Origin of the sequence: Nocardioides bizhenqiangii (assembly GCF_034661235.1) — a bacterium.
Taxonomy (GTDB): Bacteria; Actinomycetota; Actinomycetes; order Propionibacteriales; family Nocardioidaceae; genus Nocardioides; species Nocardioides bizhenqiangii.
In genome coordinates this window covers 1216287-1238023 of the sequence record NZ_CP141059.1, presented here as the reverse complement: position 1 = coordinate 1238023, position 21737 = coordinate 1216287, and the positions used below count along the sequence as shown (strand labels likewise).

Below are 21737 nucleotides of genomic sequence, written 5' to 3'. Positions count from 1 at the left end.
GTGAGCGTCGCGCCCTCCCGTGTCTATGCCGCCCGGCTGGTGGGCCTGCCGATCTTCGACCCCCAGGGTGACCAGGTCGGCAAGGTTCGCGACCTCGTGGTCACCATGCGGCTGGAGGGCGCACAGCCCCGGGTGCTCGGCATGGTCGCCGAGGTCTTCGGGCGCCGCAGCGTGTTCCTGCCGATGACGCGCGTGACGACGATCGACAGCGGACAGGTCTACACGACCGGTCTGCTCAACATGCGCCGGTTCGAGCAGCGCTCGACGGAGACCCTGGTGATGGGTCAGATGCTCGACCGCACGGTGACGATCAAGAGCACCGGCGTGAGCGGCACGGTCTACGACGTGGCGATGGAGCGCGCCCGCACCCGCGACTGGGTGCTGAGCCGGGTCGCCATCCAGGAGCCGTCCAAGGGACTGCGTCGCCGTGGACAGACCCACGTCGTCGAGTGGAACGACGTCGTCGGCCTCTCCCGGACCGACGACCGCCAGGGCGCCACCCACCTGGTCGCGGCCATCAACGAGATGCGGCCGGCCGACGCCGCCAGCATGCTCCACGACCTTCCGGTCGAGCGCCGTACCGCCGTCGCCCTGGCGCTCGACGACGAGCGGCTCGCCGACGTGCTCGAGGAGCTGCCCGAGGAGGACCAGGTCGGCATCCTCGAGCGGCTCGACTCCGAGCGCGCCGCCGACGTGCTCGAGGAGATGTCGGCCGACGACGCCGCCGACCTGATCGCCGACCTGCCGCCCGAGACCGCCGAGATCCTGCTCCAGCTGATGGAGCCGGAGGAGGCCGAGGACGTCCGGCGGCTGATGAAGTACGTCGAGAACACCGCCGGCGCGATGATGACGCCCGAGCCGGTGATCCTCGGCCCCGACGCCACCGTTGCCGATGCGCTCGCGCACGTCCGCAACCCGGAGCTCACCCCCGCCCTGGCTGCCCTGGTCTACGTGTGCCGCCAGCCGCTCGAGTGTCCGACCGGCAAGCTCATCGGCATCGCGCACATCCAGCGGCTGCTGCGCGAACCGCCGTCGACGCTGGTCGCCGGCGCGCTCGACGACGAGCTGGAGGTGCTGCGCCCGGAGGCGACGATCGACGAGGTCGCGGCGCACCTGGCGACCTACAACCTGGTCGCGGCGCCGGTCGTCGACGAGAACCGCCGCCTGCTCGGCGCGGTCACGGTCGACGACCTGCTCGACCACATGCTCCCCGCCAACTGGCGCGAGCGAGCGGCGGGACGTCATGGCTGAGAAGCGCCGGCCCGTCGACCGGCTCGACACCCCGAAGGCCCTCCGTCGCCAGCTGGTGCGGCGCCCCTCGTACGACACCGACGCGTTCGGCGTCTTCGCCGAGCGGTTCGCGCGGTTCATGGGCACCGCGAAGTTCCTCATCTGGATGACGATCGTCGTCATCGTCTGGGTCACGTGGAACGCGCTCGCTCCGGGCGACCTCCGATTCGACGAGTTCCCCTTCATCTTCCTCACGCTGGCGCTCAGCCTGCAGGCGTCGTACGCCGCTCCGCTGATCCTGCTCGCCCAGAACCGCCAGGAGGACCGCGACCGGGTGATCGCCGCCCAGGACCGCGACGCGGCGACCCGGGCGCACGCGGACATGGAGTTCCTCACCCGCGAGGTCGCGTCGCTGCGGCTGGCGCTGGGTGAGGTCGCGACCCGCGACTACCTGCGGTCCGAGCTGCGGGCGCTGCTGTCCGACCTCGAGGACCGCGACTCCGAGGGCGAGCGCGAGGACTGAGCGCCGAGGGTGGGACGTCTCACGCAGGCCGCGAGTAACGACGACCAGCCGCCGCTCCGTAGACTCGTGGCGATGAGTACGACGCAGGCCCTCCCCACGCTCGACCAGGTGCACGCCGCCCTGGCTACGGTCAACGACCCCGAGATCAAGCGCCCGATCACCGATCTCGGCATGGTCGACACCGTCGCCATCGAGGACGACGGCGTGGTGAAGGTGCGCGTGCTCCTGACCGTCGCCGGGTGTCCGCTCAAGGACACCATCAACCGTGACGTGACCGCGGCCGTCAGTGGGCTCGCCGGCGTGAGCCGGGTCGACCTCGACCTCGGCGTGATGACCTCCGAGCAGCGCGGCTCGCTCCACGAGCAGCTCCGCGGCGGCCAGGCCCAGCGGGAGATCCCGTTCGCCCAGGCCGGCTCCCTCACCAAGGTCTACGCGATCGCCAGCGGCAAGGGCGGCGTCGGCAAGTCTTCGGTGACCGTCAACCTCGCTCTCGCGCTGGCCAAGGCGGGACGCAGGGTCGGCATCGTCGACGCCGACATCTACGGACACTCCGTGCCAGCGATGCTCGGCGTGGCGGACTCCCGTCCCACCCAGGTCGACGACCTGATCATGCCCGTGCCGACCGCCAGCGGCGTCTCGGTGATCTCGATCGGCATGATGAAGCCCCGACGTGACCAGGTCGTCGCGTGGCGCGGTCCGATGCTCGACCGGGCGCTCGTGCAGATGCTCTCCGACGTCTACTGGGGCGACCTCGACGTGCTGCTCCTCGACCTGCCGCCCGGCACCGGTGACATCGCGATCTCGCTGGGCCAGCACCTCCCGGGCGCCGAGGTGGTCGTGGTGACGACGCCGCAGGACGCCGCGACTGAGGTCGCCGAGCGCGCCGGCACGATGGCGTCGATGATGCACCAGCGGGTCGTCGGGGTCATCGAGAACATGAGCTACCTGCCCTGCCCGCACTGCACGCCCGAGGGCAAGGAGCACCGGCTCGACGTGTTCGGCACCGGCGGCGGCGACCGGGTCGCGGCCACGCTCTCGCAGCGGTTCGGCTACGACGTGCCCGTGCTCGGCCGGATCCCGCTCGACATCGCCCTCCGCGAGGGTGGCGACGACGGCAAGCCCGTCATCGAGGCAGACCCGACCTCGCTCTCGGCGGCCGTCCTGACGGAGATCGCCGAGCGCCTCGACGGCCGCGGTCGCGGGCTGGCCGGCATGCAGCTCGGCCTCACCCCGAGCAACAAGTTCTGACCGGGACGACGGACACAGGACCGGCGGGGGCCAATGTTCGGGATCGGGTTCGGAGAGCTCGTCGTCATCGCGTTCCTCGCGGTCCTCGTCTTCGGACCCGACAAGCTGCCCGACCTGGCCAAGCAGGCCGGCCAGTTCGTGCGGAAGCTCCGCAACTTCGCCAACAACGCGCGTGACGAGCTGCGCTCCGAGCTCGGCCCGGATTTCGCCGACCTCGAGCTGAAGGACCTCGACCCGCGCGAGATCGTCCGCCGGCACATCGCCGAGGCGATGGCCGACGAGGACGACGACCCCGTCGTCGGCGAGAAGCGGCCCCGGCGCACCCTCGAGGACGGCGAGCGGCCGCCGTACGACCTCGAGGCGACCTAGCCCTCGGCGCGCGACTGAGCCGCCGCGAGGGCGCTGAACGGCACGAGGAGCATCCGCCGGTCGTCGCCCTCGACCAGCTCACAGAAGTCGGCACCGACCCGACGCAGGTTCCCCTCGTGGCGGGAGCCGTCGCGCAGGTGCAGCAGGCATCGCTCGCCGGCTTCGGCGATCCGGCGCAGCGCGGAGCCCAGGCCGAGCCGCGTGAGCGGCGACCAGGCGACCTCCGGGATCGACCGCACCGAGGCGCGCTCGACCGTCGTGACGGCGTCGGCGTTGATGACCCAGTCGTGCCGTCCGGCCGAGAGGAGCAGCCAGTCGGCGGCGACCCGGTCGACAGTTCCGGAGACCGCGCCGACGCCGGCGATCCCGAGGGTGACCTCGGTGCCGGCCGACGCCATCAGCCGGCTCGCGAGCGTGACGGTCTGGTACTCGGCGCGGCTACGATCGGCGTGCTCGGCGCCCCGCTCGGCAGCCGCGAGTGCGCCGGCCTGCCCTTCGAGATCATCGAAGAGAGCGAACAGCTCGTCCTCCCAGCCCATGGGTTCCACCCCATCACACCTCGGCTGTGGAGAGCACGTTGACGCGCACCGTGAACGAATCCACACTGGGTCAAACAGAAGCAAACGCAAGGATCTCGGGATGGATGGCACGGCACGTAACCTGGTGCGACTGCGAGGCGCGCTGCTCTGGTGCCTCGCCACCACCGCCGCAGCGGGCATCGGGATGATCTCCCTCCCGACGGTGGCCGCCAGCCCGCGGCTCCTGGATTCGGACCCCGTCTTCGCCGACCTCCTGGTCGCCGGGTGCGCCGCGGCGTCAACGGTCGCCGCCGGGTGGCTCTGGGCGATCACCACCGACGTGGTGGTCCGCGTGCTCACGGTCGGCGGCCCGGTCGCCGTACGACGCCCCGGGCCGGTGCGGCTGCTCCTGCTGGCCGCCTGCGGGGCGGTGGCCCTGGGTGCGCCGGCGGTCCCGGCGTCCGCCGACGACCGCCGCCCGGTCGCACCGCACTCCCTCGCCGGCCTGCCGCTCCCGGACCGCGCGACCGGCGACGGACGCCCGTCGGACCACGCGGACACCACGCCCCGCTCCGTGGTCCGGGTCCGGCCGGGCGGCTCGCTCTGGGCGATCGCCGAGGAGCAGCTGGGACCCAGCGCGACCGTCGTCGACCTCGTCGACTACTGGTACCGGATCTACGACCGCAACGTGGCCGTGATCGGCCCCGATCCCGACCTGATCCTGCCCGGCCAGCTCCTGGAGCTGCCACCCACCGGTTGAACCCCCCAACCCGTCAGCAGAGTCCGCTCGAGGAGGACCGAGATGACCACCACGTTGCACCCGCTCATGGACGTCCGGCTGCCAGTGCCGGTCGCCGCCACCCAGGGCACGCTCGCGCTCGCACTGCTCCCCCGCAGCGAGCCACCCGTCCCCGCCGGCGAGGCCCACGCCGGTGCCGCCGTGGTGACGATCGACCGCCGCCAGCGAGCGGTCGTCGAGGAGTGGACGCGTCGGTTCATCCAGGCGGCGGTCGAGATCGTCGGCGGCGACCGGCCGGTGTCGCAGCTCCTGCGGTGGACGCTTCCCGAGGTCTACGAGGACCTTCGTCGGCGCGCCATGCTGGTCGCCCGGGCCGGTGGCCACCAGCCGGGCCTGGCCAGGGTGCAGCCGGTGCAGCCGCGGGTGCTGAGCGTCCACACCTGCTTCGTGCGGACCGACGCCGTCGAGGCGGCCGTCCACGTGCGCTACGGCCAGCGCTCCCGTGCCCTCGCGGCCCGGTTCGAGCGGATCGAGCAGCGCTGGATCTGCTCCGCCCTCGACTTCTCATAGCGTTGAATCGACAGAAATGGTCGGTTGAAATGACAACCGACCATTTCTGTCGATTCAACGTGTCAGGAGACCCGCGCCGTCAGCCCGCTGGGGCCGCCCGGCGCGCCGTGGCAGCGCTTGTACTTCTTGCCCGAGCCGCAGGGGCACAGCTGGTTGCGGCCGACGTCGGCGAACTCGTCGTCGGCGTTGGACGCGGCGCTGCCGCGGACCTCGGGCTCGCCGGTCACGTCGCTCGGCGCGGAGTAGGACAGGAACTGCGGCGTCTTCGGAGTCTCGAGGCCCTTGGCCTTGATCTGCGGGCCGCCCTGCGTCGGCAGCGCGCGCCGCATCGGCTCCTCCTCCTCCTGCGACGCGGCCTGGAGCGCGGCGGAGATCTGCCCGAGGTCGGGCCCCTCCACCCGAGCGCCGACCGGCGGCTCGGCGAGCGCGCCCTCGTGCATCGGACCCTCGTGGCGGGTGCCGTCGGCGTGGTAGTGGAACTCCGGCTCGTCGTCCTCGACCTGGACCTCGAGGTTGAAGAGGAAGCCGACCGTCTCCTCCTTGATGCCGTCCATCATCGCGGCGAACATGTCGTAGCCCTCGCGCTGGTACTCGACCAGCGGGTCGCGCTGCGAGTAGGCGCGGAGGTAGATGCCCTCGCGGAGGTAGTCCATCTCGTAGAGGTGCTCTCGCCACTTGCGGTCGAGCACCGACAGCAGGACGCGGCGCTCGAGCTCGCGCATCACCTCCTCGCCGACCTCCTCCTCGCGGCGGTCGTAGGCGGCGTGCGCGTCGGCCTTGAGCTTGTCGATCAGGTCGTCCTTGTGGAGCACGGCGTGGTTGCCGACCTCCTCCTGGACGGCCTCGACGTCGAGGGAGACCGGCCAGACCTGCTTGAGGTCGATCCACAGCTGCGCGAGGTCCCACTCCTCGGAGTACTGGTCGAGCGAGCCCTGGACGAAGCCGGTGACGACGTCGTCGATGAAGGTGCGGATCTGCTCCTCGAGGTTGACTCCCTCGAGCACCTCGCGGCGCTCGCCGTAGATGACCTTGCGCTGCCGGTCCATCACGTCGTCGTACTTGAGGACGTTCTTGCGGGACTCGAAGTTCTGCGACTCCACCTGGCCCTGGGCGCTGGCGATCGCGTTGGTGACCCGCTTGTTCTCGATCGGGACGTCGTCCGGGATCTTCAGCATCACCAGGACGCGGTCGACCCAGTCGGACTTGAACAGCCGCATCAGCTCGTCCTGGAGCGACAGGTAGAAGCGGGACTCGCCCGGGTCGCCCTGACGGCCCGATCGTCCCCGCAGCTGGTTGTCGATCCGGCGGGACTCGTGGCGCTCGGTGCCGACGACGTAGAGGCCGCCGAGCTCGCGGACGTCGTCGTGCTCCGCCGCGACCTCGTCCTTGATCCGCTCGACCATCGCGGGCCACGCTGCGTCGTACTCGTCGGTGGTCTCCCCGGTCGGCTCGAGGCCCTGCTTGCGCAGCTCCTGGTCGGCGAGGAACTCGATCGAGCCGCCGAGCATGATGTCGGTGCCGCGGCCGGCCATGTTGGTCGCGACGGTGACCGCGCCCTTGTGGCCGGCGAGGGCGACGATCTTGGCCTCGTCGGCGTGCACCTTCGCGTTGAGGACCGAGTGCGGGACCCCACGCTTCTTCAGCGCCTGGGAGAGGTACTCCGACTTCTCGACCGACACGGTGCCGACCAGCACCGGCTGGCCCTTCTCGTTGCGCTCGACGATGTCGTCGACAACGGCGTTGTACTTCGCCTCCTCGGTGCGGTAGACGAGGTCCGGCATGTCCTGGCGGATCATCGGCTTGTTGGTCGGGATCGGGACCACGCCGAGGCCGTAGATCTTGTCGAACTCCGAGGCCTCGGTGAGCGCGGTGCCGGTCATGCCGGAGAGCTTGGTGTAGAGGCGGAAGTAGTTCTGGAGGGTGACGGTGGCGAGGGTCTGGTACTCCTCGCGGACCTTCACGCCCTCCTTGGCCTCGATCGCCTGGTGGAGACCGTCGTTGTAGCGGCGACCGGCCAGCATCCGGCCGGTGTGCTCGTCGACGATGAGCACCTCGCCGTTCATGACGACGTACTCCTTGTCGTTGCGGAACAGCTCCTTGGCCTTGATGGAGTTGTGCAGGAAGGAGATCAGCGGGGTGTTCGCGGCCTCGTAGAGGTTGTCGATGCCGAGGTGGTCCTCGACCCGGGTGATGCCGGGCTCGAGCACGGAGATGGTGCGCTTCTTCTCGTCGACCTCGTAGTCGACGTCACGCGTGAGCTGCTGCGCGATCTTGGCGAACTCGCCGTACCACTTGACCTCGTCCTGGGTCGGACCGCTGATGATGAGCGGGGTCCGTGCCTCGTCGATGAGGATCGAGTCGACCTCGTCGACGACGGCGAAGTTGTGGCCGCGCTGCACGCACTCCTCGATCGAACCCGCCATGTTGTCGCGCAGGTAGTCGAAGCCGAGCTCGTTGTTGGTGCCGTAGGTGATGTCGCAGGAGTAGGCCTCGCGCCGCGCCGCCGGCCGCATCTGCGGCAGGATCACGCCGGTCGTCAGGCCGAGGAAGTGGTGGATCCGGCCCATCCACTCGGCGTGGTACTTGGCCAGGTAGTCGTTGACGGTGACGACGTGGACGCCGTTGCCCTCGAGGGCGTTGAGGTACGACGGCAGCGTGGCGACCAGGGTCTTGCCCTCACCGGTCTTCATCTCGGCGATGTTGCCCATGTGGAGCGCGGCGCCGCCCATGATCTGCACGTCGAAGTGCCGCTGGCCGATGACCCGCTTCGCCGCCTCGCGAACGGTCGCGAACGCCTCGGGCATGATGTCGTCGAGCGTCTCCCCGTCGGCGAGCCGCTTCTTGAACTCGTCGGTCATACCGCGGAGCTCGTCGTCGGACATCGCCACGAAGTCGTCCTCGATGGCGTTGACGGCCTTCGCGATCGACTCGAGCTGGCGGAGGATCTTGCCCTCTCCGATGCGGAGGAGCTTGTCGATGATCACTGGCACGGCGGCAACTCTACCTAGCACGGGTGAGGAGGCCGATTCGCGATCGGCCGCCACGAATATTCATGACAGTGACGATTGACATCAAAGACAGATTGGCATTACCTGTCACCAACATGAAAACTACGCGGACCTACACCATGCGAGCGCGAGCAGCCGCCGTCGAGGACACACGAGCCCGTATCCAGGGAGCGCTCTTCGAGCTGGGGACGCAGCGCCTGTTCCCCGACATATCGCTCGACGACGTCGCCCGGGCGGCCGGGGTGAGCGTGCAGACGGTGCTGCGGCACTTCGGCAGTCGGGCGGACCTGATCGAGGCGGCCATCGACTACGCGATCGACCGGATCGCCGACGAACGGCCGGCGCCGGTCGGCGAGGTGGACGCCGCGATGGCTGTGCTCGTGGACCACTACGAGCAGCGCGGTGACATCGCCATGCTGATGCTCGCGCAGGAAAAGTCCGACCCGCAGGTCGGCCGCCTCACCGAGCGGGGCCGACGGATGCATCGCGACTGGGTGGGCGCGGTGTTCGAGCCGCTGATCGGTCGTGACGAGCAGACGATCGATCTCCTCGTCGTCGCAACGGACGTCTACACGTGGAAGCTGCTGCGCCACGACCGGGGCCTGTCCCGGCCCAAGACCCAGGAGCGCATGACCGCGCTCGTCGAAGCGGTGCTCGCGACCGGGCGCCCCTGACCGACAAGGAAAGTCCATGTCCCACTTCCTGTTCCTCACCTGGGACGGCGGCGGCAACGTACCGCCTGCCATCGGGATCGCCACCGAGCTGCGGGCCCGCGGCCACTCGGTGCGGTTCCTCGGCCACGAAGGCAACCGGGCCGCGACGGCGTCGGCCGCGATGCCCTTCCGGGCGTTCGACCGCGCACTGCCCTTCACGTCCCAGGACCTGAACCCGCCGGAACGGATGGTCGAGATCTTCAACGACGCCCGTGTCGCCCAGGATCTCCTCGTCGAGATGGACCGCAAGTCGACCGACGTGGTCGTCATCGATCCGATGATGCTCGCTGCGCTCGGAGCAGCTCGAGACTCGGGAATCGCCTACGTGCCTCTCGTGCACCTCTTCTACGCCTATCTCCGCGAAGGCTGGCTCCGCGCGCCGTTCGGGCAGGTCGCCGAGCAGCGCGGCTACGCGCCGTACGACGCTCTCGACAACGCACCGCTGACGCTGGTCGCGTCGCTGGCCGAACTCGATCCGGCGGGAGGAGGCCCCCTTCCCGGCAACGCCGTCCATTGCGGCCCGGTGGTCTCCTGCCCCGAGCCCAGAGACCTGACCACGGCCCCGCCCGCGCTTCTCATCAGCCTGAGCACCTACAACTTCCCCGGACAGACGGAAGCGATGCAGACGCTGCTCGACGCGGCGTCCGGGTTGCCGGCGCGGGTCATCGTGACGACCGGCCCGGTGATCCGGCGCGCGGACCTGCGGGTTCCCGACGGGGTGGAGGTGCACGACTACGTCGACCACGACGCACTCATGCCGCAGGTGACCGCTGTGATGAGCCACGGCGGTCATGCCACGGCGATGCGCGCCCTCGCGCACGGCCTGCCGCTCGCGGTGATGCCGATGCATCCGATGCTCGACCAGACGATGGTCGGGCACGCGGTGGCGGCGGCCGGGGCCGGCCGGTTGCTCGCGCGGGACGCGAGCCCGGGCGAGATCCGGACCTCTCTCGAGGAGCTGCTCACCGACGGCCCCCACCGCGCTGCCGCGGCGCGGCTCTGCCAGCTGATCCGCGAGGCCGACGGACAGTCGTCGGGCGCGACCCGGCTCGAGGCGTTGACTCGTCAGCCGGCCGACGCCTGAGCGGTCAGTCAGCGGGCGGCTGCTCGGCGCCGTACTCCTCGTAAGCCGCGGCCCGCTCGCGCTCGATCTTGCGGCCGACACCGTAGGCGGTGCCCCAGAGGAGGGCGAAGATCGGGCCCAGCACGAACATGAGCGGGACGACGAACCCGAGCCCGATCGCCGCGACCTGGACCGCGTGGCCCAGCCAGTACGCCCACTCCAGGCGGAGCAGCCCGGCGATCACGAGGCACCCGACGGCGAGGCCGAGACCGATCACCAGGGCGGTGCCCGTGGGCACGTCGGCGAGGGTGATCATCACCGGCGTGGTCAGGCCGAGCGTGATCGCCTCGACCGAGAGCACCGTCGCGCACAGCGACCGCCGGGCCGACGTCACTTCCGGCCGCCGAGCAGCAACCGTGCCTCCCCCACCGTGACCACCGACCCGGTGACCAGCACCGCACCCGACGAGAGGGCGTCGCCGGTATCGGCCTCGGCCAGCGCGGCCGCCTGGTCGATCGCGTCGGCGAGCCGCGGGAACACCGTCACCCGGTCCTCCCCGAACACCTCGACGGCGGTCGCGGCCAGCTGGTCGGCCGGCATCGCGCGGGCGGTGGAGTTCTGGGTGATCACGACGTGTGCGAGGAGCGGCTCGAAGGCTGCGAGCAGGCCCTCGGCGTCCTTGTCGCCCATCACCCCGAAGACACCGATGAGCGGGTCGAACCGGAAGGAGTCCTCCAGCGCGGCGGCCGTCGCCTCGGCGCCGGCCGGGTTGTGCGCCGCGTCGAGAACGATGGTCGGACTGCGGCGCACGACCTCGAGGCGCCCCGGAGAGGTCGTCGCCGCGAACGCCTCGCGGACGACCTCGTCCGACAGCGCGTCGTCACCGCCGATGAGCGCCTCGACCGCGGCCAGTGCCGCCGCTGCGTTCTGTGCTTGGTGTGCGCCGTAGAGAGGGAGGAAGAGCTCGTCGTACTGCCCCCGCAGGCCGCGGAGGCTGACCGCCTGGCCGCCGACCGCCGGCACCCGGTCGATCACCCCGAAGTCGGTGCCCTCGCGGACGACCGTCGCCCCGACCTCGGCCGCCCGGCGCAGCAGCACCTCGACGACCTCGTCGCTCTGCTGCGCGAGCACGGCGGTCGCCCCGGGCTTGATGATCCCTGCCTTCTCCAGCGCGATCGCCGCCGACGTCGTCCCGAGGTAGTTGGCGTGGTCGATCGCGATCGGCGTGACCACCGCGACGTCGGCGTCGATCACGTTGGTGGCGTCCCAGGAGCCGCCCATGCCCACCTCGACCACCGCCACGTCCACCGGCGCGTCGGCGAAGGCCGCGTACGCCATCCCGACGATGGTCTCGAAGAACGACAGCGGGAACGGCTCCGCCGCGTCGACGAGGTGCGTGTAGGGCGCCACGTCGTTGAACGCCCGGACGAAACCCTCGTCGTCGAGCGGCTCACCGTCGATGCTGATCCGCTCGCTCATCTTCTCCACGTGCGGGCTGGTGAAGCGCCCCGTGCGCAGCTCGAAGGCGCGGAGCAGCGAGTCGATCATCCGGGCCGTCGACGTCTTGCCGTTGGTCCCGGTGAGGTGGATCGAGCGATAGCCGTGCTGCGGGTCGCCCAGCAGCTCGGTGAACGCCCGGATCCGGTCGAGCGACGGTTCGAGTCGGGTTTCGGGCCAGCGGCTGAGGAGGGCGTCCTCGGCCTCGGCGAAGGTCTCGGCCGGGCGCGGAGCGCCCTCAGGGGTATCGGTCATGGCAAGCGCCGAGTCTAGGGTGCGCACCTGCGACCTAACGGATCGTCAGCTCGACCATGTCCACGACCGGCTCGAAGCCGAGCGCCACGTAGATCCCGTTGGACGTGGGGTTCGCCTGGTCGGTGAACAGGCTGACCCGGCTGCCCTCGGCCCGCAGCCGCCGGGAGACCTCGGCGACCGCGGCACTGGCATAGCCCCGGCCGCGGTGCTCCCTCGGTGTGAACACGGGACCGATCCGCGCGACGCCGTACGCCGGCGGGTTGGCGGCGGTCAGGTGGAGCGGGATGTCAGCGTCGTCCACCCACATCCAGACCCGGCCCGAGCTGATCCGCTCGCGGAGGTCGTCGAGTGTGGTGCTCTCGGCGCGGTCCGCGAGTCCCTCGTGACCGGCCTGCTCGTCGGCGTCGACGTGGAACTGGCGGAACCACTCGAGCGCGAAGGGCGCCTCGTCGTCGTACGCCGGCCGGAGCCGGCCGGGCGTCGGCGCCGGGTCGACGAGCGTGCCGAGCTCGAACAGTCGCACGTGCATGCTCACCGCGACCTCGCCGCCGACGCGCTCGGCGATGCGGTCGGCCGCAACCCGGGTCGCCGGGAACGCGCCGTTGACGCCGCCGACCTCCTCGCCGCGGTCGACCAGAGCGTCGGCGAGGGCGATCGCTGCGGCGTCCTGCATCGCCAGCAGGTAGGGCGGGTACGGCGGGAAGGGTGCCGTCCGCATCGCAACTCCCGCGATCTCGCCGGCAGCGTCCGCGACCACCGCGAACCAGGAGTACGGCGCCGTCGAAGTGACCGGGCCGCCCCGAGCCATCCGGTCGGCAATGGTCGCGACCACCGTCGAGACGACCGGTTCGGCGGCGAGCCGGTCGCCGGCCCGGTCGAGGAAGTGGGCAGGGTCGTCGAAGAAATCGACCTCGAACGCGTGCTCCATGGGCGCGAGCGTCACATCGGACTCCCAGGCAAAGCAAACGAATTCGCCCACGCAGCGCGAGCGACCGGTCTAGTCTCCTAGGCGTTCACTCTCGAGGACGGACGGTTGTCGTGTCCGAAGCCGGCTCCCCTGGCACCGCCGCGACAGCGGCGAACGCTGCTGTGCTGGCGCTTGCCCACCGCGACGAGCTGATCGGCGGCACCCGGCGCGACCTACTCGACCGTGCGGCCGTGCTGCTGAGCGAGATCCAGACCGCCGGCCACGGGCTGCCGATGGCGGCGGCCTGGCGGCTCGGAACGGCTCACCACCGCCGCGGGGAGTACCCGACCGCCCTCGCCTACTTCGAGGCCGCGCTCGACGATCCCGATCCCGATCCGGTCGACCGCGCGCGGTTCCTGGCCGGTCACGCGGCGGTCCTGTGGGCGCAGGGCAACTCCGATGCCGGCCGCCGGGTCGCCGACGAGGCGATGGCCGCCGCCCGAGCCTGCGGCGACGACCACGCCCTCGGTGCCGCGTGGGTGGCCACCGGGTTGGTCGAGGCGCACGCCGGCGACCGCACCGCGAACCTGCGGGCCTACGAGAAGGCCCTCGAGCATGCCGAGCGAGCCGGTGACGCGATCACCGTGGTGAGGGTGCGCAACAACCTGGGCTCCCGCCATGTCGAGGCCGGCCGGTTCCGTCAGGCGCTCGACGAGCTCGACCTCGCGGTCGCGGTCAGCGAGGACCACCCGGTGGGCCTGGCCAGCGCGATGGTCAGCATCAACCGCGCCGAGGCCCTGCTCGGACTGGGCAGGCTCGAGGAGACCGTCGGCGAGATCGCGATCGCGACCGAGCAGTTCCGCAGCGCCGAGGCCGAGCACATGCTCGCCTTCGCGCTGCTGCTCGAGGCAGACGCGCACCGGGTGCGCGGCAACGCGACCCGTGCCCACGCGAAGTACCGGGAGGCGGTCGAGCGTGCCGAGACGTCGGGCAACGCCCAGGTGCTCGGGTCCGCGTTCGCCGGGCTCGCCCAGACGGTCATCTCCGACGACCCCGCCGCGGCTCGCGCCTACGCCAAGCGCGCCGTCGACCAACCGCACACGGTCGGCGACGTGATCGCCCTGCGCGCGGCCGGTTGGATCGCACTCGGACAGGGTGACTTCGACGGCGCCGGGATGTGGGCAGACCGCGCGCTGGCCGAAGCCGGCCGTCGCGACCAGCTCTACGAGCTTGCCGACGCCCTTGAGCTGCGGGCGCTGACCCGCTGGTCGACCACCGGCGACGTGCACGACGCGCTCGGTCGGCTCGCGGAGGCGGCGGACGCCTGGCAGGAGGTCGGCAGCACGATCCGCAGCGCGGTCAACCGGATCGTCACCGCTCGCCTGTCCGGCGACCGCGGCGCCGAGGAGGCCGGGCGACAGGCGCTGCGTGCGATCGGCGTGCGGGCCGACGCCGACCGGATCGCCGGGCCGCTCCACGTGCTGGGGGCGGCGGCCGCCCCTGAGGTCGCGATCCGCACCTTCGGGACCTTCGCCGTGTCGGTCGCGGGCGCGCCCGTCGTGACGTCGGAGTGGCCGTCGCGGAAGAGCCGGCAGCTGGTGCAGGTGTTGGCCGCCCGACGCGGCCGTGCGATGAGCCGGGCCGCACTGGCCGAGCTGCTGTGGCCAGGAGTGCGCGACACCTCCGGTCGCCTCTCGGTCGCGCTGTCGACGGCGCGGGCCGTGCTCGACCCGGGGCGGCGCCACGACGCCGACCGCTACCTGGTCTCGGACCGGAGCCACGTCCGCCTGGACCCGACGACGGTCAGCGTCGACGTCGTCGAGTTCGAGCGAATCGCCCGGGCCGCGCTCGATGCGGCACGGACAGGATCGGCCGACGCCGTACCGCTGCTGCAGGCGGCCGCCTCACTCCACCCCGCGCCGTTCCTCGCCGACGAGGGAGCCGACGACTGGGCCGACGACACCCGCGACGAGCTGCTGCGGCTCGCGGTCGAGGTCAAGCGCGCCCTCGCCGGACGCCTGGTCGCCGGCGGAGAGACCGAGCAGGCGGTCGGCTGGTTGATGGCGGTCATCGCCGACGACCCGTACGACGAGCCGACCCATCACGAGCTGATCCGGGTGCTCGCCCACGCCCGTCGGCACGGTGAGGCGAGGCGCGCCCAGCGCGTGTACGCCGCCCGGATGGCCGAGCTCGAGGTCGAGCCGACGGCCTACCAGGCCATCGTCGGCTGATTCGGGCGAGGTCAGCGCGACTCGAGGGCGAGCCGGCCGGCCAGGGCGGCGAAGGTCGCCGCGAACACCTTCCGCATGACGTCGAGGACCCTCGGGCGGCGCAGCACCTGGTCCCGGACAGCGGCGGCGAAGACGCCGTACACCGCGAAGACGGCGAAGGTCATCGCCATGAAGACCGCGCTGAGCCCGAGCATCGTGAGCACCGCACCCTCGCCCGGCGGGACGAACTGGGGCAGGAAGGCGAAGAAGAAGATGGTCAGCTTGGGGTTGAGCAGGTTGAGGGTGATGCCGGCGCCGAGGACCGACCACACCGAACGGCTCGCCTGCTCCTCCTCGGCGTCGTCGACCGACAGCACGCCCCGATCGCGCCACGTCGTCCACGCCAGGTAGAGCAGGTAGGCGACGCCGGCGTACTTGAGGACGGCGAACGCGATCCCGCTGGCGTGCAGCAGGGCCGCAAGCCCGGTCACGGCCGCCACCAGGTGCGGCACCGTGCCGAGGGTGCCGGCGAAGGCCGCCAGCACACCCGCTCGAGCGCCGCGGGTCAGGCCCGCCGCGATCGCGTAGAGCGCGCCGGTGCCGGGGGTGGCGACGATCACCAGAGACGTGAGCAGGAACGCGAGGGTCATGGCCGCACAGACCGGACGATCACGCCGGACTCATCGGTCGGCAACATCTACGAGCCCTCGAGCCGAGCGAGCTCCTCGTCGACGACCGAGGGATCCAGCTTGGTGAAGATCGGCGTCGGCCTGCCGACGGGAGTGCCCGGCTCGACCGGGTGGCGACGCCACCGCGGGATCCCGGAGTACTCCCCCGTGATGATCGGGTACGGCGCACCTCCGTCGAGGTCCTCGGCCTCCTCGACCCGCGGCATCGGGGCGACGCTTCCCTGCCCACCGAGCGCCCTGTCGACCTCGTTCGCGGAGAACGGGAGGAACGGCGACAGCACCAGGTTGAGGTCGGCGACGCACTGTGCGGCGACGTGCAGGATCGTCGCGAGCCGATCGCGCTCGTCCTCCCCCTTGAGCTTCCACGGCTCGTGGTCGGAGACGTACTTGTTGACGTCGCCGACGGCGCGCATCGCCTCGCCGATCGCCTGTCGCATCCGGTTGCGGCCGATCAGGTCGCCCACCACCGAGAACGCCTGCTCGGTCGCGTCGAGCGCCGCGTGGTCGGCGCTGGTCAGCTCGCCGGCGGCCGGGATCTCACCGAAGTTCTTGTGGATCAGGTTGGCGGTGCGGTTGACGAGGTTGCCCCAGCCGGCGACCAGCTCGTCGTTGGTACGACGCACGAACTCCGCCCAGGTGAAGTCGCTGTCCTGGTTCTCCGGGCCGGCAGCGGCGACGAAGTAGCGGAACGCGTCGGGCTGGTAGCGGCTGAGCAGATCGCGGACGTAGATCACGACCTTCTTGGAGGACGAGAACTTCTTGCCCTCCATGGTGAGGAACTCCGAGCTGACCACCTCGGTCGGCAGGTTGAGCTCGCCGTACTTGCCCGGGCTGCCGCCCTTGCTGCCCTTGCCGCTGTAGGCCAGCAGCTCGGCGGGCCAGATCTGGCTGTGGAAGGTGATGTTGTCCTTGCCCATGAAGTAGTAGGACAGCGCCTCCGGGTCGCCCCACCACTCACGCCACCGCTCCGGCTCACCGAGCCGGCGCGCCCACTCGATCGACGCCGACAGGTAGCCGATCACGGCGTCGAACCAGACGTAGAGCTTCTTGGTCGGGTTGTCGCGCCAGCCGTCGAGCGGGACGGCGATGCCCCAGTCGATGTCGCGGGTCATCGCGCGCGGCCGGATCTCCTCGAGGATGTTCTTGGAGAACCGGATCACGTTGGGCCGCCACAGGCCGGTCGCCTCACGCCCGTCGAGCCACGCGCCGAGAGCGTCGGCCAGTGCTGGCAGGTCGAGGAAGAAGTGCTGGGTCTCGACGAACTCCGGCGTCTCCCCGTTGATCCGGCTGCGGGGGTTCTTGAGGTCCTGCGGGTCGAGCTGGTTGCCACAGTTGTCGCACTGGTCGCCCCGGGCCCCCTCGTAGCCGCAGATCGGGCAGGTGCCCTCGATGTAGCGGTCCGGCAGCGTGCGACCGGTCGACGGCGAGATCGCCCCGAAGGTGGTCTCCTCGAGGAAGTAGCCGTTCTCGTAGACCCCGATGAAGAGCTGCTGCACCACCGCGTGGTGGTTGCGCGTCGTCGTGCGGGTGTAGAGGTCGTAGGTCAGTCCGAGCGCGACGAAGTCCTCGACGATCAGCCGGTGGTTCTCGTCGGCGAGCTCCTGGGGCGTCACTCCCGCCTCGTCCGCGGCGATCAGGATCGGCGTGCCGTGCTCGTCGGAGCCGGAGACCATCAGGACGTCGTGGCCGGCCATCCGCATGTAGCGCGAGAAGACGTCGGAGGGCACGCCGAAACCGGCCACATGGCCGATGTGGCGCGGACCGTTGGCGTACGGCCAGGCCACGGCGGAGAGGACACGACTCATGCCGTGATCCTAGGGGTCCTAACCAGCGCGGAATTCCCGCATCCGACGGGCGGTGCGGCGCCGGACGGCCGGGAGCGCGCGATAGAGCGCGCGGCCCGGGCACGCGGTCTCGTTCGTGTCACGGTGACCGTCGATCGTCGGGAGCTCGACCAGCTGGCCGTCGCGGTAGCGGTCGCTGCCCTCCGACCGGATCCACACGGTACGACGGGGGTGGCCGTCGTACGGGTCGAGCTTCCAGGCTGCCACCCGCACCAGGGCCCGGATGGTGGGCTTGCCGACCGCGCCGGTCTCGTAGTTGCCGATGGCCGCGACACCGACCGAGGCGTGGTTGAAGCCGAGCGTGTGCGCTCCTCGTACGGCCCGCCGCGGCCCGCCCGCCCGGCCCTCCCAGAGCTGACCGAACCGGTCGACGAGGAAGTTGTAGCCGATGTCGGACCAGCCCAGGCTCTGCGTGTGGTAGCGATACATCGCCCGGATCATCCCGGGGACGTCGGCGCGCCGGTAGTCGTTGCTGTTGACCGTGTGGTGGACGTGCACCTGCCGGATCCGGTCGTTGTAGACCGGTCGACCGTTGCGCAGGCGCGGGTCGGCGCCCCAGGCCTTGCGGTACAGCAGGCCGGGCATGGGTACGGCGCCCTCGACGGGCGCGGAGGCCCTGGACCCGGCCGAGCCCTGCCGACCGGCGGTGCGGTCCGAGGCACGACGGCGCGGCCGGAGCAGGGCGAGCATCGAATCGCGGTGGTCGCCGGTGAGCTCGAGCTGGACCGCGTCGCTGGGACCCGTCCACACCAGGTCGGTCGCCCGTCGCGCGCCGGCGGCCTCGGGCGAGTCGGGGTCGGGTCCGTGCGTGAGCCGCGGTAGCCGGCGCCACTCCGTCCAGCCGCCGCTCTCCCTGCGCCAGCGGGCGCGCACCGGGCCGTCCCCGCGCCGCCAGGTCACGCCCAGCGCGGTGAACCGTTCGGTCTCGATGACCGCGGTCCGGAAACCGTCGGCAGGCCGCGCGAGGCCGGGCAGCGTCGCCAGCGGGAGGTCCAGTGCGTCGACGCCGTCCGGGTGGCGGTGCAGCCGCCGCCGGCCGGCCGATGCGGGCGCGGCGGTGGCGCGCGCGCCGATTGTGGCCGCAGCTCCTACCGCGGCGGCGGCTGCCGTCGCGAGCCTGGTCAGGTCACGGCGCCCCAGCGCCAGATCCGAGAAATCCATGGACATCGAGCATGCGACATCCCACGGCAGAACCGGCGTACCTGCGGATCCCTCGCGTGTCAGATCTACATCCGGCGGGCCGGCGGGTCACCCTCGGCGGCCGGCGAAGGCGGCGAGCAGGTCGTAAGGGCCCGCGTCAGCCGGCGGCTCGACCTCCGGGCCGAACGCGTCACCACGACGCTCCGGCGTCATGTTCTCCCGCATGAAGGCCAACCCCGCCTCGGCGACCTCGGGGTCGAGCCGCTCGAGCGGGAAACCGATCGCCACCGCCAGGTCCCACGTGTGGACCGCGAGCTCGGCGACCTGCCACGACGCAGGCACCGGCGGGTCGCCGTCGAGCTCGTGCCACGCGTGCAGCAGGTCGTCGGCGGACACGCGGTAGGTCGCACCCCAGCCCTCGGTGAGGTGCGGTGTCGGCGCCGACCAGTCCAGCTGGTCCCCGCGCATCATCGCCAGGAAGTTCCGGGGCGCCTGGACGAGGTGGTCGGCCAGCGCGCCGACGTCCCACTCGGCACAGGGGGTCGGGTTGCCGACGTTGTCGGCGTGGACGTGATCGAGCACGTCTCCCGCTTGGTCGAGCGCATGGACGAGCACGCGCAGGGCTTCGGTCTGCAGCGACGTGGCCATGTTTCGACGTTACTCCGGCTGTTTCCGTCGGTCGAGGTCGTCTGGTGGCCGCCGCAACCCTCCTCGAACCTCGGAGCGTTCGTTGCGCGCCGCGCTGGTTGCGGCCGAAAGGGCTTTGGAGGAGGGACGAGGTGGTCGGCGGTCGCGGTCCGCGGCCGGCTCGCCCACCGAAGCCTTGGAACGGGGAGGAGGGCTGACGGTTGCGCGCCGCACCCCGCTCGCGCACGGCCACAAGCAGACGAGAATGCAATGAGAAAGCGATTCTCTGTTCCTTTTCGAACAGTCTGGGTCACTCCGCCTCACGTGCGGAGTCGGCCAACCGCAGCAGCTGCTCGAACCAGTCAGGCTGCTCGAGCAGCCGGTGGAACTCGATCAGGTCGTCGAGGCACAGCTCGCGATCGGCAGGGCGCTGCTCCAAGTGAGCTGGCGGCCAGGCGGCATGTCCGATGCCGTCCAAGCGACCACCCAGCACCTCTAGCGCCACGAACTCGCGCCTACCCACGGCGACCGCGGACCAGTCGCCGCAGGTGTCGCACGTCCACATTGCCCAGCCCGCAAGCGAGTCATCGTCCTCGAAGTCGTCGGCGATCAAGACCATCGCGTCGGCTGGTAGGACGGCGGTCGTGTCACAGAGGGGGCAGATGGCGGATACCTCGTTCATGGCTTCCCCTTTCGGATGGGGCCCACCATGGCCTCGTCGGCTGTCGGATGACTGTCCAGGACCTGTCCCGGCGCAACCTGACGCTGGGGCGGGGTCTGGGGCGTTGCTAGTTCTGATGTCGGGACGATCCGCGACGTTCCCCCGGGCCTGCTCGACTTGGACGGTCAGCGAACCCTTCGGGTTGGTTGCCCGGCTGCCAGACAACCGGCCGCCGCGGTGTCAGAGCGCAGCCGCTTCGACCCCCAGCCCGGTTAGCGACCTGGGATGGTCGACGGTCCGAACCGCGGCGTCGAGTCGATCTGCCAACTCGATGAGAACGCAGCGCACCCGTCGCCGGCCCCTTCCCCCAGTTCCCGCCAACGAAGCCTGGAAGGCGCCTTCCACGAACACTTCGGTCGAGTCCAGCCGAACCGGGTACAGCTGGACTGAGACGACGTTCCTGCGGACTGGGGCGCCACTGAGTAGCCGGAAGGTGAGGAACGTCGGCGCCTGTCCTCCCAGCACCTCGGTTACCGCCGTGGTCAAGCCCGTGTCGTTCAACGACATCTCGGTCAGCGCTCGCCAGACCGCCGCGACCGGGGCCGCGAGGCGCCTGTAGATGAAGATCGCTTCCACAGGCTCGGCCTCTCTTCTGGACGTCTGGTGCCCAGGCGTCACGCTGCGCCGGCGTCCTGTCCGAAGGCTGTCTGGCGGCTGTTCGCCCCGATCGTCCAGCGGTGATTCATTTCTGGACTCATGAGCGCTAACGGATGCGCCCTTCAGACGACGCAATCGCCACCGTCACGGCACGCAATGCGCGGTCCGCGCTGGTCACAGCGGGTTGCGCAACGAGAGTCCCGTCGTCGTGGAACAGCGTGGGGTGGGCCGCCTCGACCTTCCGCCAACGGCGGCCCTGGTCGAACATCAGAAGCGCGAAGACTCCTATGGCTACGATCGTGGCGCCACCACCGAGCAATGGCGGTTCCGCGGTGCGGCCGACGTGTGCGACCAGTGCGTACAGGACTCCCGCGACGACTGCTGTCAGTGCCGCAACAGCGGTTGCTGCGTGCGACATGTGGTGCCAGCGGGAGTGATGCTGGCCGGCCTGACGCATGACGGCGTGCGGATCGTCGCCGGCCGGCAGCATCCAGTACGACACCGCCGTCGGTTCGATGGTGAAGTAGAACGCCCGGATCCGGCCGATGGCCCGTGCGTAGAGCCCGTCCTGGACCGCGAGGTCCGCAAGTCGCACATATGTGGTGAGACCGAGGGCGAGAACCGCCGGAAGCAGCGACAGTGCGAACACGGTGAAGGTCCGTCCGAGACCCCCGAGCTCGGCCACCAACGCCAGGGCTACTACGGCGCCGGTGAGCGCGGCGAGGAACAGCTGGCTGCGGCCGTTGGCCTCAAGCACAGTCGCCGAACGCGCTGACTGGAGTGTGTAGTGCTCGGTCGTCAGCGCCGCGACCAGCGCGGGGTTGGGGGTGGAGGGGGTCTGATCGCCACCTTGAGTGGGGTTCATCGGTGCTCCTGAGGCTCGATATCGCGTTCGGCAGAAGTTGCCCGGAGCGGCTGTCTGAAGCCTGTTCCGTCCTCTCGTCGGGGGGACAGCCGCCGGACAGGACGACGTCCGACAGTTGATGCGCTCATGGGTCCGCACACACGAGAGAGCGAGCAGCAATGGCCCAGATGACGCTTTTCGTCGGCGGCATGACCTGCCGGCGCTGCATCCGAGAGGTCACCGCACGTTTGCGGGACGTCGCCGGGGTGGAGACGGTCGCTGCCGATATTGGCACGTCGACAGTCCGGCTCGGCGGCGTGATGGTCACCGCGGACGTGCTCCGCGCCTTCGTTGGTACGACCTACCAAGCAGAGGTTGTGGCGAACAGCGACGGGACAGCAACCGGAAAGTCCGGCCCGTGACGC

22 protein-coding genes are annotated in these 21737 nt (G+C 70.7%); 10 read left to right on the top strand and 12 right to left on the bottom strand.

Features of this window, described 5'->3' with window-relative positions; all coding sequences use genetic code 11:
* The 4 genes from SHK19_RS06110 (at position 1) to SHK19_RS06095 (ending at position 3370) form a co-directional block, all read left to right on the top strand.
* A complete protein-coding gene (locus SHK19_RS06110) occupies positions 1–1251 on the top strand; it encodes a magnesium transporter MgtE N-terminal domain-containing protein (protein WP_322458353.1) in 1251 nt (416 codons plus the stop codon).
* Positions 1244–1753 (top strand): DUF1003 domain-containing protein, encoded by a 510-nt coding sequence (locus SHK19_RS06105; RefSeq protein ID WP_322458352.1) that lies wholly within the window; start codon positions 1244–1246, stop codon positions 1751–1753. Before SHK19_RS06110 ends, SHK19_RS06105 begins: the two co-directional genes overlap by 8 nt.
* A gap of 72 nt (positions 1754–1825) precedes the next feature.
* On the top strand, positions 1826–3001 hold the full coding sequence (locus SHK19_RS06100) for an Mrp/NBP35 family ATP-binding protein (RefSeq protein ID WP_322938121.1): 1176 nt from the start codon (positions 1826–1828) through the stop codon (positions 2999–3001).
* A gap of 33 nt (positions 3002–3034) precedes the next feature.
* A complete protein-coding gene (locus tag SHK19_RS06095) occupies positions 3035–3370 on the top strand; it encodes a sec-independent translocase (RefSeq protein ID WP_322458350.1) in 336 nt (111 codons plus the stop codon).
* Here SHK19_RS06095 and SHK19_RS06090 read toward each other — a convergent pair.
* Positions 3367–3909: a hypothetical protein gene (locus SHK19_RS06090; RefSeq protein ID WP_322458384.1), complete on the bottom strand. Its 543-nt coding sequence runs from the start codon at positions 3907–3909 to the stop codon at positions 3367–3369. The two genes, SHK19_RS06095 and SHK19_RS06090, sit on opposite strands and share 4 nt — an antisense overlap.
* 100 nt (positions 3910–4009) lie before the next feature.
* On the opposite strand from SHK19_RS06090, the gene SHK19_RS06085 reads away from it, so the two are divergent.
* Together SHK19_RS06085 and SHK19_RS06080 are read left to right on the top strand one after the other, a co-directional pair.
* Positions 4010–4648, top strand: coding sequence for a LysM peptidoglycan-binding domain-containing protein (locus SHK19_RS06085; protein ID WP_322938120.1), 639 nt, complete (start codon positions 4010–4012; stop codon positions 4646–4648).
* Positions 4649–4690: 42 nt separating this feature from the next.
* Positions 4691–5197 carry an Rv3235 family protein gene (locus SHK19_RS06080; RefSeq protein ID WP_322938119.1) on the top strand — a complete coding sequence of 169 codons (507 nt, stop codon included), beginning with the start codon at positions 4691–4693 and terminating at the stop codon, positions 5195–5197.
* A gap of 62 nt (positions 5198–5259) precedes the next feature.
* Here the strand turns inward: SHK19_RS06080 and secA are convergent, their stop codons facing one another.
* The gene (gene secA / locus SHK19_RS06075) at positions 5260–8187 is read right to left on the bottom strand and encodes a preprotein translocase subunit SecA (RefSeq protein WP_322938118.1); all 2928 of its coding nucleotides are present in this window, start codon (positions 8185–8187) and stop codon (positions 5260–5262) included.
* Between the two features lie 62 nt (positions 8188–8249).
* Here secA and SHK19_RS06070 point away from each other — a divergent pair, with 62 nt between their 5' ends.
* Positions 8250–8879: a TetR/AcrR family transcriptional regulator gene (locus SHK19_RS06070; protein WP_322938117.1), complete on the top strand. Its 630-nt coding sequence runs from the start codon at positions 8250–8252 to the stop codon at positions 8877–8879.
* Between the two features lie 16 nt (positions 8880–8895).
* On the top strand, positions 8896–10002 hold the full coding sequence (locus SHK19_RS06065) for a glycosyltransferase (RefSeq protein ID WP_322938116.1): 1107 nt from the start codon (positions 8896–8898) through the stop codon (positions 10000–10002).
* A 4-nt stretch (positions 10003–10006) separates the two neighbouring features.
* On the opposite strand, the gene SHK19_RS06060 is transcribed toward SHK19_RS06065, so the two are convergent.
* The 3 genes from SHK19_RS06060 to SHK19_RS06050 are packed head-to-tail and all read right to left on the bottom strand — an operon-like array spanning position 10007 to position 12676.
* Complete coding sequence (locus SHK19_RS06060) at positions 10007–10375, bottom strand: DUF4233 domain-containing protein (RefSeq protein ID WP_322938115.1); 369 nt, start codon at positions 10373–10375, stop codon at positions 10007–10009.
* Complete coding sequence (folC, locus tag SHK19_RS06055; protein WP_322938114.1) at positions 10372–11733, bottom strand: bifunctional tetrahydrofolate synthase/dihydrofolate synthase; 1362 nt, start codon at positions 11731–11733, stop codon at positions 10372–10374. Before folC ends, SHK19_RS06060 begins: the two co-directional genes overlap by 4 nt.
* A gap of 34 nt (positions 11734–11767) precedes the next feature.
* Positions 11768–12676: a GNAT family N-acetyltransferase gene (locus SHK19_RS06050; RefSeq protein ID WP_322938113.1), complete on the bottom strand. Its 909-nt coding sequence runs from the start codon at positions 12674–12676 to the stop codon at positions 11768–11770.
* A gap of 95 nt (positions 12677–12771) precedes the next feature.
* Between SHK19_RS06050 and SHK19_RS06045 the strand changes: the two genes are divergently transcribed.
* The gene (locus tag SHK19_RS06045; RefSeq protein WP_322458415.1) at positions 12772–14871 is read left to right on the top strand and encodes a BTAD domain-containing putative transcriptional regulator; all 2100 of its coding nucleotides are present in this window, start codon (positions 12772–12774) and stop codon (positions 14869–14871) included.
* An 11-nt stretch (positions 14872–14882) separates the two neighbouring features.
* On the opposite strand, the gene SHK19_RS06040 is transcribed toward SHK19_RS06045, so the two are convergent.
* The 7 genes from SHK19_RS06040 to SHK19_RS06010 all read right to left on the bottom strand — a co-directional run bounded on the left by SHK19_RS06040 (position 14883) and on the right by SHK19_RS06010 (position 21333).
* A complete protein-coding gene (locus tag SHK19_RS06040; protein WP_322458416.1) occupies positions 14883–15500 on the bottom strand; it encodes a LysE family translocator in 618 nt (205 codons plus the stop codon).
* A gap of 47 nt (positions 15501–15547) precedes the next feature.
* A complete protein-coding gene (gene metG / locus SHK19_RS06035; RefSeq protein WP_322458417.1) occupies positions 15548–17344 on the bottom strand; it encodes a methionine--tRNA ligase in 1797 nt (598 codons plus the stop codon).
* Between the two features lie 18 nt (positions 17345–17362).
* A complete protein-coding gene (locus SHK19_RS06030; protein WP_322458418.1) occupies positions 17363–18544 on the bottom strand; it encodes an N-acetylmuramoyl-L-alanine amidase in 1182 nt (393 codons plus the stop codon).
* Positions 18545–18631: 87 nt separating this feature from the next.
* Positions 18632–19171 (bottom strand): TIGR03086 family metal-binding protein, encoded by a 540-nt coding sequence (locus SHK19_RS06025; RefSeq protein WP_322458419.1) that lies wholly within the window; start codon positions 19169–19171, stop codon positions 18632–18634.
* A gap of 289 nt (positions 19172–19460) precedes the next feature.
* Complete coding sequence (locus SHK19_RS06020) at positions 19461–19832, bottom strand: hypothetical protein (protein WP_322458420.1); 372 nt, start codon at positions 19830–19832, stop codon at positions 19461–19463.
* Positions 19833–20051: 219 nt separating this feature from the next.
* Positions 20052–20447, bottom strand: a complete 396-nt coding sequence (locus SHK19_RS06015) for a hypothetical protein (RefSeq protein WP_322458421.1) — start codon at positions 20445–20447, stop codon at positions 20052–20054.
* A gap of 127 nt (positions 20448–20574) precedes the next feature.
* Positions 20575–21333 carry a hypothetical protein gene (locus tag SHK19_RS06010; protein ID WP_322458422.1) on the bottom strand — a complete coding sequence of 253 codons (759 nt, stop codon included), beginning with the start codon at positions 21331–21333 and terminating at the stop codon, positions 20575–20577.
* A 158-nt stretch (positions 21334–21491) separates the two neighbouring features.
* Between SHK19_RS06010 and SHK19_RS06005 the strand changes: the two genes are divergently transcribed.
* Positions 21492–21734: a heavy-metal-associated domain-containing protein gene (locus SHK19_RS06005; RefSeq protein ID WP_322458423.1), complete on the top strand. Its 243-nt coding sequence runs from the start codon at positions 21492–21494 to the stop codon at positions 21732–21734.
* Positions 21735–21737: the final 3 nt, after the last annotated feature.